Here is a 15,068-nt window from a genome sequence, read left to right on the forward strand (position 1 = left end):
AAAATCGATTAAACCAATGTTAAAAGTTTAAATTTGAGAATTTTTAATCATTCAGTATTACTGACAATAATTTTAATATAGAAGGGAAACAACAAATAAAAAAGGATTCTTATCAAATCCTTTTTTATCATTGAAAAATGAATTGATTATCAGTAATCAATCAAATTTATTTATCTTGAGCTGTCTTTTGCAAATATTGTTGGAAATCTTGCTTATTTCCGTCAAAAACAATATTGCCACCATTAAGCATAATAACTCGATCAACAAAGCTCAAAAGATTAGTTCTGTCTGTTGCAATAACCATTGTTTGTCCTTGTTTTGCACGTAAATCAAGTTGTGCTAACAATAACTGCTCAGTATTCGGATCTAACTCGGCGCTAGGATTATCTAAAAATGATATGCTATGCGGAGATAAAATAAATCGAGCTAAAGCTAACTTTTGACGTTGTAAAATCGTTAACGGAACAGGCAATTGGCGCCAGTAAGTATCAAGTCCATTATTTAAAAAAGGTAACAAATTTTGCAAATTCACTTGTTTTAATACTTCTAAAGCGCGATCATGCGAAATTTGGTCAGGTTTATTATTTAATGTAAGATATTCGTATACTGTTTCGCCGATAATACCACTATATTGCCATAGATAGTGAGTTTCACTTCGTAATGAATCCGCAATAGATTTAGTTAACATAAAACCATTCCATGTTATGTTGCCTTCATCTGCTTCTAAAATACCTAATAATAATTTTAATAAAGTACTTTTCCCTGATCCTGGCCCACCAACTATCGCTATTCGTTCACCTGACTTGATTTGCAAACTGATATCGTCTAAACAAGGTAAAGAAGGATGATATTTGAAACTGACTTTAGATGCCCCCCAACCATTTTTAGGGCCGTTGAAGCCACTTAATAATCCGTTTTCATTTTGTTCTTTATCAAGAAGCGCATTAATCTGTTTCATGGAGTTAGTCATACGTTCAAGATTGGGTAACATATGCATTAACGAGAAAAACGGTTGACTCAAACGACCACCAATAATAATTGTCGCAAATAAACCTGCTGGCGACATATGACCTGTCTGTATTAGGTAAAAAGCGACAATCACGGCAAGCACAGTTTGTAAACTAGTTAAACCCATTAAAAAAGAACTACAGCGGTTATGAATAATATAGCGTTTTTGTTCATTTTGCTGCGCTTTTTCATTACCGGCTAGAAAGGTATAAGTCGCTTCTTTATAAGAAACCGAAGACTGATAATATTCAAGAGTTGTCGGTGAAAAAGGGACTTGAGCATTTATCGTTGGAATAGATTTATTTTCAAAATAAAAAAGCGTAATACGAACGATTGCACATATAAAAATAAAAATAGGAACAACTATTAACCAACCCGCAACAATCGCAATAACAATAAAATAAAGCAGACTGAAAACCAGATCTAATACTGTGCTTGAAAAGAACGTTAAAAACTGCATTCTAAACACATTCCAGTTGTTCATTGCCTCAATTACTTTGCGTCCCCATTGAGTTTTAAAGCTAGGCATAACTTGAATAAGTTCAGAAATAATTTTAGGCTCTAAACGATATTGTACTAAAGATGAATATTCACACCCCAATTTTATTCTATCCATTCTAAAGTAATACTCAACTAAAATAGCCAGCATTACGCCTAAGGATAGTGTCCAAAGTGAAGAGTCAGCTTGCCCGGGTATTACTCGATCATATATTGCATTTAAATATAATGGAATGAGCATGATAAAGAGATTGATTATCAGAGTTGTCCAAAAAAGACGACTGATAATCCTATTTTCTTTTTGCCCCATAACCAACAATGAACGCCAACTTAATTTATTTTTTCTTTCAGTTAGCAAGACACGCCAAGTCTCCTTTGGCAGTTTATCTAATTTAACATTTTTTTCATTTTTTATCTTATTAGAATGAACGGTAAGCAGAGACCATCCTGTTTGTTCTTCAAAAGCAACGTATAACCCTTTATTGACAGCATTATGTTCTTCGGAACAAGGAAATAATTCTATACCAAGATATTTTTGTGCCAACTCAAACAACATTTCTCGGTTAGCAGTCTGCTCTAGTTTTTCAATCTGCTCCTGCCATTCCCATTGACCAACAGGTAAAGATAATTTTTTTGCGGCCTCTGACAAGACCGACTTTAGTTGAAAAATATCACCAGAATTTGTAGATAATTCACTATTCATAAAGATATCTGATACCTATACATGATTCCAAGTTAATGTATGGGTTCCATCTGTCCACTGATCAACACCCGGTGAAATTTCAGAATGTACCCAAGTACCTGCACTATCTAAAATTTGTAATGAATCAGTGCTATCGGTATCAAATCGAATATTGTTATTATCCATATTCTCAAATAAATCACTTAAATTTACGAGGATAAAATCACCAGCGACCCCATCTTTAAAATTGAAAATATCAATATGTTTAAATAAATTTTTATTAACGACACTAAAATCAAACGTTCCAGCTCTTCCTTTTTTGGTGACACTATCTATACCTAAACCACCATCAATTGAGTGATATCGATTGAAATCGGTAAGCGAACTGAATTGAAACTCGTCATTAAAATTAGTTCCTGAAATATCGGTAATGGAAGTAAGTGTATCTCTCCCCCAATTACCTTTAGAAACTGTCATATCTTTATTGTTAGTAATATAAACTCTTATACCTTCTCTTAAATTAGTATAATCTATTTTCGTATTACCACTAGTATTCACTATTCTATCATTACCACTACTGCCGTAAACAATATCATTTCCAGCACCAGTATGAATTTCATCACTTACACTACTACCATAAAATTCATCATCTTTATCAGTTCCAATGATTTTGTGTATATTCACGATACGATCTTCTTTACCATACCCATTATCGCTTACTATACCTGTGTCAAGATTTGCTTTAATTCCATTTGGTGATTTATATTGAACAACTGCATTATTGCCAATACCAATTAATGTATTGTTTCCATCACCACCAATTAAAATTCCTTTTCCTGATATTATATCGTCATATTGTGAACCATATATGTTTTCGATATTTTTTATCGTATCTTTTCCGCCAAAACCATTAGTCGCCGTACCATTACCGTTTGCATCTAACGAAACAACCACACCTTGAATTCCATCATCGTAATAGAGCCAGTCACTACCAGCGCCACCGTCTATAAAATTATCACCACCTTTAGCATGGATATGATCATCACCTGCACCAGCAATAACGGTATTACCTTCTGTTTCGTTTCCATAAAACTGCAAAGTACCATTTTTAATGGTCACATTATTTATATTCTTTATTTCAGCATCATAATTATTAGCTGTAATACGATTGTTTTCTAAATCAACAATATACGATCCTTGCATTGTTTCATCTAAAATAAGCGAGTTAGTTCCACCACTACCGTCAACAAATGTTGTACTCTGGTTTATAATGAATGTATCATCATATTCCGTACCAACAAATTTTGCGAATCCACCCGCTGTAAAACTATCCTGATATGTCTGTCCGTTGATATCTTTTATTACTGTTCCATTAGTAGCGTCTATCTCAATCCCAGAATTCTGTGCAACAATAGAATAACGACTATAATCTAACGTATTCGTTCCATTACCTTTAGTGATAATTTGGTCATTACCCAAAGAACCATAGATGATATTTTCCGACCCGCCACCAACATGAATAATATTATCAGCATCGCTTCCTTCAATGATATCATCAAAAGCTGAACCAACAATATTTTCGAAATTTGAGACTTTATCTACGCCATCAAGACCATTTCTATCTTTGGTACCGTTCTTTGTTGCTACTTGATTTTTCAGGCTGATTTCAATGCCATTAGCGACATTACTATAATCGATAGTATCGACACCATCTCCACCATCATAATAATTAGACATTCCGCCTTTGCCTACAATAAGATAATCATCGCCAGCGCCTGTACTAATGAGATAATTAGTATCATTAGCCAATTCAATACGATCGTCAAAATCAGTTCCAACAATGCCATTTATGTTAGTTAGCTGATCCGCACCGCCAAAACCATTTGAATAGGCACGTCGTGTTTTAAGATTTACATCAATGGCCGAAGACGCTAGATGATAATCTACAACGTCAATTCCTGAACCACCAATAAAGGAGTTATAACCTTGCCCAGCAACATAAAGATTATTACCTGCTTCACCGTGAATTACAGCTCGACTAATTGCATCACCTTCAATATAAAAAGTATCATTACCTTCACCACCATATATCGTTATACTACCTTTGGCGGTTTTAAAAATATCATCATGTTGACTACCTTTAATTGATTGAATATTCGTTAAAGTATCCGAACCATCAAAGCCATTATTGATAACTTGTTTATCTGTTTTAGAAAGGTCAACATTAATTCCTTTTACGGATTCTTGATAACTGGCCGTACTATTTCCACCATTACCGCCTATTAGCGTATTGTTACCCCCCATACCTACAAGGATATCATTACCACCATTACCAATTATGATATTGTCTTTATCATCTCCAATTAAGACATCATCAAAATGTGTACCAGTAATGTTATTAATATTTCGAATTGAGTCGTTTCGACCAAATGCATCGGTAACAATGCCCTTAGTTAAATCAACATTGACTCCGTTATCAGTGGTTTCATAACTTATTGTATTAATACCGCCTTTGCCATCTATCTGATTATCTTTGCCACCACCAACAAAAAAGATATCCTTTCCATCACCGCCAATCAAGTTGTTACTTTCTGTTAAGCTTCCGATAAAAGTATTATCACCATTGTTACCAATAATATTTTGAATATTTTCAACCTGTTGATTTACAGCTCCTGTAACAGTTTTCGTATGTAAATCAATAATTAAGTCACCTTTTACTTGGCTATAATCTACAGTATTAATTCCAGCTCCACCGTCATAAATATCTTGTGTTGTGCCAGCAATAATGACATCATCTCCAGCACCACCAACAACATGAACATTATTAGCGGAACTTGATAACAGTATGTTTCCATCGATATCAATAAGTGATGAAGGGGAATCAACAACTGAAAAATTAAAGTCTTCTGTTACAGTTTTTCCATTTGAATCAGTGTATGTTACCGAAATCGAGAATTTATTAATCTGACCTTTTGGATATAAAATAATGATTTCATTGAGCGATAAACCATATTTATCACCCTGCGCTGTACCGCCTCGAATAATTTCATAGTCAGAAGGAAGCCCTGTTATGTTACCTATTGATTGAGCATCATCAAAAGAGACAATACGAAGAATTTTACCTTCTTCAATATAATTTTGATTAGCTACGTTAACCGTCCAATCAGCATTTTCTTGCGAAAGATCAACCAGTGTTGTTGAATACTGCGCATTGGCTGTAACATCCGTTCTTGCTGTTAGATTACCACCACCGACGTCGTAAACATGTTGAGCACTATCAATTAATCCTTCCCATTGATAAAGTTTAACATTAGGCATCTTTGGCGTAATACTTGCAGGTGGTTTACTTTCAACAATTGGAACTTCGCCATCGATACTTGATTGAAACTTTTCTGAATCCGAACTGGATGATGAACTCTTCTTAAAAACAATATCTGCATGAGGTGACTTAAGTTTAGCAGGCTTCACTTGCATGTCTAAATCCATCATATTTTCAAGTGAAGATTGAATTTCATTTGATGACGTGTCCGCACCACCACTTGTATCAATAACAATAAAATTGTCTGTCATGTTTGTCGTGAGATCAACCGTTTTATCTTCGACACTTTCGACAGTGATGTCATCCTCTTTAGTGGTAAGTTGTTCAGGTGCTTTTGTTTCAATTATCTCTGGTGTAATATCTTCAATTTTCGCTAAACTCATAATTTCATATGAATTTAATTTTTTTCCATCATTAAATGCTAATGAAAGCACGCCTCCATTTAAAGAAGCTAATTCGGCTCCCATCGTTAAAATCAATTTACGATTGTCACCTGTAGTAATGATTAAATCCGAACCATTAATTGATAAAGATACTTTATCTTTTTCCCATGAAGCATTAATTTTATTGTCTTCATAAGTAAAAGGAATAATTGAAAGAGCTGGCTCCATCGGTGTTAAGGCTGTATTTGTGTTACTCATAAACTTGTCTCACTTCTTATCTCTATTTATACTCGGTCAACGATTAATTCATGTGTACCATCTGTCCAAATTTCTTTTGAACCATTTACACTATGTGACCAAGAAGAAGAATTTATTAATGCTAAACTGTCATTACTATCTAAAACAAACTCAACTGAATCTGTATCCAAAGCATCAAAAAAGGTCGATAAATCAATGGAAATTCTATCCATGCTATTGTCTTTGAAATCAAAACTGTCTATATGTTTAAAAATAGTTGAACTTCCAAAAAAGAAATTATCTGTTTGACCAGATTTTTTAACAACATCAAATCCTTGACCTCCGTCAATACATTGATAGCCATTTAAATCTGCTAATGAGGTAATTTTGAATATATCATTACCATTGGTTCCAATGATGTTTTCAATACTTTTATAGTTGTCCACACCTTGATTACCATTATCATGGGTTTTAACAATTGTGTTAGTATTAAGATTAACTTCAATTTTAGTATTATTTAATTCATTATAAATTAACGTATCATTACCGCGATCGCCGTTGTAACTATCGTTTCCTGTAGAAGCGTAAAATGTATCGTTTCCAAATCGTCCGGTTATAACATTGTCGTTATCATTGCCTCGAACAATACTATCACCCGAACCAGTTACAACTTTATTGATATTGATTAGTTTATCTGTACCTGTGGTTTTCCCACCACTTTTTACAGCAATCCCTTTCTCTAAATCGATATCCACATTTGATGCATCGCCATAATCAACCCACGCATTTTTACCAACGCCTTCTAGTGTATCGTTACCAGAAAATCCTCTCATTTCAGCGAAAGATTTAATATAGTCATTGAATTCGGTACCATGAACGGTTTCGACATCCACAATATGGTCTTTACCACCATAGCTATTTTGTGTTGCATAACCTGTACCACTTTGATTGAGTTCTACTACAACACCTTTTCCAGTAGTAGAGTATCGATAGCTGATTATATCTGTGCCGCTTCCACCAAAAATTTCATTATTTCCGCCTAAAATATAGAAGGTATCATTTAATGAACCGCCGACAAACTTTGTTGAACCTGATGTTTTAGTATAACCAACATTACCTGAAGCATTTGAAAATCTAACTTCATCAATATTTTTTACGGTGTGATGAAATAAATGTCTATCTTTAACATCATCATCAATCTGATTAGTATCAAGATGAGCCACCATTCTTCCAGACATACCACTATAATCTATGGCATCGTGACCTGAGCTACCATCAATTGTTTGATTGCCTGCTGCAGCGATGAAAACATCACTGCCTTTTGAACCAATAAAAGTATTGAAATTGGTAAAATTATCTGTACCAGAGGTTTTAGTAACAGTGCCGTTACTCATATTGATAGTAACACCGTCACTGAGAGCATCATATCTTAATGTGTTTACACCTTCTCCACCATCAAGAATATCATTACCATAATTGCCGTAAACTGTATCATTTCCAGCCCCAGCTAAAATACTTAGATCGTTAGCACTACTGTAGATTACATCATCAAAATCAGTCGCTATAATTTTTTGAATGTTTGTTATGTTATCTTGACCACCAAAGCCATTTTTAGCAACATCACCCGTTACTAAATCCATTTCCAGACCTGAAGTTGCATTACTGTAATCAACAGTATTAATGAAACCTGCGCCTTGACTTCCTCCATCAATTTTATTGTTGCCAGAACCTGCTATGATTGTATTATTACCAAGACCCCCATCGACTGAATGATCGCCATTACCTAAAACGAAATAATCATCAAAATTAGTTCCAATGACTTTATTAATATCCTTTAAAATATCAATACCTGAAAAGCCATTGTCATAAACAATACTTTTATTGAAATCAATGCTAATTCCATAAGCTGCATTTACATAACTAAGGGTGTCAAAACCTGTTCCCCCTAAATAATTGTTAAATCCTGCTCCTGCTTCATAGGTGTTATTACCACTATTTCCACTTAAAAATGTGATGCTCGCTTCATTACCACCAACTTTAAAGTGATCATCACCAGCGCCACCATCAATAATGGTAGTGCCAACACCTGTTATGAATTTATCATCATAATCACTTCCAACAATAGCTTGGATATTAATTAGTGTATCTTTTCCACCAAATCCATTATCTTCAACTTGGTTATTATCTTTTGTTAAATCCACTTCAATTCCAGATTCAGCGTCTGAATAGTCAGCGGTGTTAATTCCCTCACCACCATCGAGTGTATTATTTCCACCTCGACCTGATAAAGTATCATTACCTTTACCACCGACAATGAGGTTGTCTTGATCATCGCCTATTAAAATATCATCAAAATCACTACCGGTGATATTTTGAATATTTTTAACAGAGTCTGTGCCACCATTACCGTTATTAATAACTTTATTTGCAGATAAATCAACGTGAACACCGCTAGTCACATTTTCAAAGGCAATGGTATTGATACCTTTACCGCCATCAATAATGTTGTTACCCCCACCACTCATAATCGTATCATTACCATCACCGCCAGTGAGTATATTATTTTCTTGGCTATGCCCAATTATGGTATCGCCATTATTGCTTCCAATTACATTTTGAATATTTTTTAATGTATGGTGGGTATTTTTGGCGTCAGTTTTTCCATTATTTAAATCAATAACCAGTGATCCTTTAAGTTGGCTATAATTAACTGTATTTGTACCAGCACCTCCATCATAATGTCCATTTTGATTGCCTGCAAAAATGGTATCATCCCCACTACCAGCGGTGATATCAACATTATTTTTGGTTGATGAAAGTTGAAAATGCCCAGTATTATCAACAATAATTGCTGGGTGATCGGTAATATCAAAATTAGCCTGTTCATTTACTGTATTGCCTTGATTATCAATATAGCTAAAAGCAAGACTAAAAGACGATTTTATTCCTTCAGGATAAATAATTAAAAATTGATTTGCAGCTAATCCAAATTCTTTACCGAGTGCCGAATCAGCTGTAATAATTTTCATATTTCCGAGTTGACCAGTAACAGAAACGACACTTGTTGCATCATTAATTTCTATAACGCGCCCTATTTGCCCAATAGGTAGCTTCGTTTCGTCATTAGCGTAAATTGTCCAATTTTCTGTTTCTCCCGATAGATCTATATGAATATTTTCATATTGGATATTAAAATTTTCTGATTCAGCTGCTTCGTCATTACCGGTACCCGCTATCCAAATTTTACTTGAGTTATTAACAACCGATTTGATTTGTAATAACTTTATTGAAGGAATATCGATTTCATCAGAGCTATCGTCGTTATTGTTATTATTATTATCATTGATATCGATAATTTCATGCGATTCTGCAATAAATTTTTCCTTTGAAGATTCGGCTGTATCGGATGTTGATGGATACGGGATATTTTCTGAAATATTGTTATCATTATCACTGATAGTTGATGAAGAATTTTTTGAAATAAACTTTTCAAGATCTTCAATACTCTCTTCATCTTTTTGTAATTGACTGTCTAAATTATTGACTACGATAATTTCAACAGATTCATTAGCGACAGGTTCGATAACTTCATGTTCATCTTGCCCCTTCATCTCATTTTTTTCAGTAACATCAGATTCATTATTTTCAGTTAACTTTGGCGCAGTATTAATAGATTGAGACTTGGAAATTAACTCATTAGCATTGATTGTAACCCCATCTTTAAATGAAAAAGTAAATATATTTGGGTCTAATGATGCTAGTTTAGCCGCTAATGGTAATATTAATTTTTTATCACCAGACTGAACAATCAAATCAGTACCATTAATTAATAATTCAACATCTTTATAATTAACGGGTATATAGTTTTCTGCATAGGTAACAGGAACAACAGCTGTTTCTGATGATGCAGGCATTGGTAATTCATTATATTGTGACATCTATTTATATCCATTCATCTAAATAAGTTAAGGTTCTGAAAAAACAAGAGAACTGTTTGACAATAAGGGTTTTAAAAAGTATTCCAGTAATGTCCTTTTTCCAGTCAGCAAATATGCATCGACACTCATACCTGGGTACATAGTTACATTATATTTCTCAGAAGGAACTTCAATACTAACAAGGTAATATCGACCTAAATTTTCGTCTGAAACAGCATCTGCACTGATAACAGATACTCTTCCCTCTAGTGTGTTAGCATATGAAACGTCAAAAGCACTGATATGCAATCTTGCAACCATTTTTTCCCAAATACGATCCCTATCTTCTGGTCTTACTTTTACTTCAGCAATGAGAGGGACTTCTGAAGGTGCTATTTCAACTACTTCTCCCCCTGCTCGAATAACTGCACCTGTATGAGCAACAAACAGACGCTGAACTACGCCATCGGCAGGACTGACAATTTTTGAGTTTTCTCGTCGTCCTTCACTGTGCGTTCGCGAGTTATCAACATCGCTTAAATTGATATTAACTTGAGTTAGTTGTTTTTGAACATCAGATATGAAGTCAGCTTGAATCTGTTCATATCTTGCTTCATATTCTGAAAGTTCACTATTTAATCGTGGTACTCTTAATCTGGACTCATTAAGTGCGGTTTGTATTTGCTGATTTTCAAGTTTTTTCTGAAGCAAAGCTCCTTGTGCTGCTGCTCCCTTAGCTACCATGTTTTTGTAAAGCTGTACTTCTTGTTTAGCCAACTCCGCTTGTTTGCTAAGATCATCAATTTTAGTGACCAATTCTAAAATTTGCGCTTTCTTCTGTTCTACTTGAGCATTAATGACTTGTTTTTGTGCCCGTAAAGCTACAGATCTTGAATCAAATAAATGCAATTCATTTGTTATAATTTCATCTAATGATTTTTCACCCGTAAATTTAGGTTCAAATTTTTCATTACTTAATTCTGCATTAAGTCGTTCTATTCTGACCAATAAAGCTTTGCGTTCAATTTCATTTTTGGCAAAGCTTTCATTAACATAGCTATTATCAACAATCGCAATTAATTGTCCTTTTGTAACATGCTGCCCTTCATGCACCAAAAGTTGTTGAATAACGCCACCTTCAGGGTGTTGAAGAGTGATATTTCGACTTTCGACACGAATAACACCAACACCTTTAACTAACACATCAACTTTAAATAATGAAATCCAAATTAGAAATAGAACGATAACAAGTAGTGTTCTACCTGCTATTCCTGTTGGCATATAGTTAGCTAGTTTTTTTAAAACTACCACTCCATCTTGAAATTTTTCTCTAAATCTATCTTTCATTTTGATTCAAATATTGTCATTAATTTGTTGGTATCAGTTGGCAGCGATGACCACTTTAATTTACCTGTACTAGTAATTTATTGCGCCTATATTTTAGTTCTGTATCATTCTTTGACTTTGAATCTCTGAAGGCTGATTTTCAACCACATTGACTTCATCATCACGTAATATACGGATAGATACAAATCCAATATCACTCCTATTAACAGAAGCATTTTCTATTTTTACTTTTTGAACGGAAACTTTTCGAGATTGTAAAATACTAAACACTTCTAAACTTCGTTGATATTGTAGACTTAAAGAAAAACCAACTTGTGCGTCATCTGACGAAGTAGCAAAAATAACAGCACCTTTTTCTTCGATTTGGTCTTTATTCGCATCAATCCATTGAATCAATTTTTCTTTATTTGCTTCTGTTAAGAAATTTCGATTTTTAGGCCCCTGAAAATCCAGACGTAATTCATTTGGATTGACACCCTGATCATACTTATAAACATTAGTCACTAATTGATTACGCTCACGCAATTTAATCCCAACATTTTGTTGAGCAATAATCATTAATATTTGAAAAAGTAACGTAATTAGAAGATATACAAGTAATAATACTGTCATCATATCAACATATGCTGGCCAGAAATGTGAATTTGATTTCATAGAAATACCTTTCTTTTCATTATTTTAAGCTAAGTTTGAACATTCCATCATCTAACTTATCAGCAAGTAAATATAAACCGAGTGTAGAAAGATAATAATCATATAATGCTGATGATCGACTTACTTTCGCACTAAAGTAATCTGTTTCTACGGTTAATAAATCGTTTAGATTACGTTTACCTAAAATGAATTCATCCATATATAATTTGCGAGTTCTACTTGCATCATCTTCGGCTTTCGATTGTATTAGGTAAGTATCAGTAGAGTTAAGCGCATCTTCTACCAAATTATTTGAAACCTCTTTAATATCACGTACCAGTTGATTGTAAGAAGCCATACTATAACTATATCGAGCTACTGCTTGACTGATTCTTGATGAATTAATACCACCATCTAAGACAGGCATACTAACTTGTAGTGACACTTTACCACCGATGAAATTGCCATTTTTATCACTTGGATGTTGGAAAGGTTTACTATACGATCCGACAGCATCAACTGAAGGATATCGTGCACTTTTTGCAACCTCAATTTCTGAACGAGCACTGTTTAACTGAGCCTCAGAAGATTTAATATCAGGGTTATTTTCCAACACATTATTCAAGATTTGGTCATATAATTGACTTGTAATAAATACTTCTTTCAATTTTACAGGATGGGTTGGCGCTGAACGACCCAACAAAGAATTCAACTCTTGTATCGATTTTTTCAATTGAAGTTCAATTGATTTAGAAGCATTTTGTGCATTGGTTAATGCTAATTGTGCCCTGATTAATTCTGACTGAGGTGAAAGCCCTCCTGTAACTTGTACACCAATAGTATTTACAAGTTGTGACATTTCTTTTATGTAATCTTGAGCGTAATCTTTTTGTTGCGTGTAACGACGTACATTAAAGTAAGCTTTCACTACATTGAACGTAACTTTATTCTTTTCATAATCAGCAACATATTTAGCTGATTCACGAAGTTGTTTTGCACTATCTACACTATAACGAGTACGACCAAAATCAAGCAGGTTATATTGAAAAGAGACCTGAGCTTGAGCATATTCATCATTAGACCTTGATATCGAGCTCATTCGATCGAAGGCTTTATCGCGAGTTTTAGCTAACACATTAACTTTAGGATAGTATGTTGCTTTCATTTCATCTATTCTTGCATCTGCTTCTTCTAATCTTGAGTTCGCAGAAACAGTACGCAAGGAGTAATATTGAGCAAGTTCTATGGCTTCTGCTAAAGATAATCCTCTTGATTCAATATCAAAACCATTTTGCAATATACTAGGTAATTGTTTATTAGCTAATAGAATATTTTCATTTGCTTCGTAAGTATTTTGGGTATTTGGTAGCTCATGTTTAACAGTACAACCAATCATAAGGGACGAAAGCACACTTAATACGATAATTTTATTTTTCACAACATAATCCATATAACAAATAACTATTTAAAAATAATTAACTCCATCTTATCTTTAATAAAATAGAGTTAATTAACTGTGCTACACAAAGTATTAACTCAATTTTGAACAGATGCTCTTAATGTAGTCATTTGACTAACACATTCTTGCAAAAGTTCATTTTGTTGACGCACTACTTGTACTACTGCTTCGGAATCACTTGTTTTCATACGAGCAACGGATTCAATCGTTAATAACTGTTGGCGAACACCTTCCATTTCAGATTGCAAACATGTCAGTGTTTCAGCTACTTCTTTAAATGTTTGAACTATTTGTATGCGATCCGCATTCATTCCACCAATTGCTTCAACTAGAGCAGTACGATTTCTATCTGTTGAGGTATAAACATTTTCAATAACTTCAATTGTTTGACTTTGAACCTCATTAATTTTCACCGTATGTTCATCAATTGCATTTAACGCATTATTCGCTGTTTCTAATTCGACTTGAATACTTCGTAAAATAGGTTGTTGACCATCAATAGAGGCAAGCATTGAATTGACACCTTCTAACTCACTTTGTATTTGCCCCAACACAGATTGCATAGAATTGAATATTTGGTTTTGTGAGGCAAAACTCTGCTCTTGCTGTTGAATGAGCTTATCAAAATAATTAGATAATTTATTGGTGCTTTCAATCTGTTGTAATTGATTATCTTCGAATTTTTTCTGATAATTAAGAAATTGATTAAATGAATCTAATAAAGCTGCATTTAAATTCGTTGTTTGCAATTTAACGTCCGAAGGTGATGCAAGAGCAGACTCAGTAGAACCATTAATTACACTTGATATAGAAACGCCTACATCATTAGCATTCGTTTTAGCCCAATCTTCAACTGAAAAATAGATATTATCAACTATTGAGCCTAATAAATGCGCTAATAAGCCCATTACTAAAGAACCCATTAATCCAAGAAATGATGCAGTAAATGCTGCTGACATGCCACCTAAAGGTGCGGCAATACCACCAAGTAAAGCTGAAATATCACTGGTATTATTAGTAACAATATCCATTGATTCACGGATACTGCCCATTGTTAAGATTAATCCAATGAACGTACCTAATAACCCTAAACCAACTAATAAACCTGATAAATAATCTGCGCCAGATACACGGTGGGAAAAGCTATCTTTTAATTTGTCTAGAACAGAATTACGGATTTCTGGACCTGAAAGTGCCAAATCAGATACACGCCCTCTTAACCCTTTAACTGCACCTTTAAAAGGAAAGTTATTTAATTTATCAAAATTATTGGGATTTTCTGAGGCTACTGATAAAAACTTTTTCCAGCTATTGATTCCGCTCATTAGTGAAACAGAAACAATAAAAGTATAAATTACACCAATAACTTGCATTGAAATAATAGCGGTATTGATAATTTTATTATGATTAATAGCTTCTAAAAGATCATCAAAAAAATATGCATAAGCTATTACTATTACAAAGAGGATCAATAATATAAATCTTATCGATCGTTTAACAGAATTCAACTTCACTTTATCCATCCTTAAACTAAATTATAAAAACATTCATAATTTAGTATAACTACTGTCTCTTATACACATCT

Annotated in this window: 7 protein-coding genes; all 7 read right to left on the minus strand. The window is 33.8% G+C overall.

The features are described 5' to 3' along the window. Positions 1-166 precede the first annotated feature (166 nt). Entirely contained in the window at positions 167-2,209 is a 2,043-nt protein-coding gene (locus tag ACGH47_RS07340; protein WP_267352502.1) for an ATP-binding cassette domain-containing protein, read from the minus strand. A gap of 15 nt (positions 2,210-2,224) precedes the next feature. Beyond that, entirely contained in the window at positions 2,225-6,148 is a 3,924-nt protein-coding gene (locus tag ACGH47_RS07345) for a beta strand repeat-containing protein (RefSeq protein WP_411623081.1), read from the minus strand. A 26-nt stretch (positions 6,149-6,174) separates the two neighbouring features. Then, positions 6,175-10,065, minus strand: a complete 3,891-nt coding sequence (locus tag ACGH47_RS07350) for a hypothetical protein (RefSeq protein ID WP_411623082.1) — start codon at positions 10,063-10,065, stop codon at positions 6,175-6,177. A gap of 27 nt (positions 10,066-10,092) precedes the next feature. Then, positions 10,093-11,391, minus strand: coding sequence for an HlyD family type I secretion periplasmic adaptor subunit (locus ACGH47_RS07355; protein WP_267352499.1), 1,299 nt, complete (start codon positions 11,389-11,391; stop codon positions 10,093-10,095). Positions 11,392-11,484: 93 nt separating this feature from the next. Beyond that, positions 11,485-12,045: a hypothetical protein gene (locus ACGH47_RS07360; RefSeq protein WP_267352498.1), complete on the minus strand. Its 561-nt coding sequence runs from the start codon at positions 12,043-12,045 to the stop codon at positions 11,485-11,487. Between the two features lie 19 nt (positions 12,046-12,064). Next, positions 12,065-13,462 (minus strand): TolC family protein, encoded by a 1,398-nt coding sequence (locus ACGH47_RS07365; RefSeq protein ID WP_179855830.1) that lies wholly within the window; start codon positions 13,460-13,462, stop codon positions 12,065-12,067. Between the two features lie 98 nt (positions 13,463-13,560). Then, positions 13,561-14,997, minus strand: coding sequence for a MotA/TolQ/ExbB proton channel family protein (locus ACGH47_RS07370; RefSeq protein ID WP_267380711.1), 1,437 nt, complete (start codon positions 14,995-14,997; stop codon positions 13,561-13,563). Between the last annotated feature and the right edge of the window lie 71 nt (positions 14,998-15,068).

The sequence above is a fragment of the Gilliamella sp. CG16 genome (genome assembly GCF_046635785.1).
GTDB classification, from domain to species: domain Bacteria; phylum Pseudomonadota; class Gammaproteobacteria; order Enterobacterales; family Orbaceae; genus Gilliamella; species Gilliamella apicola_I.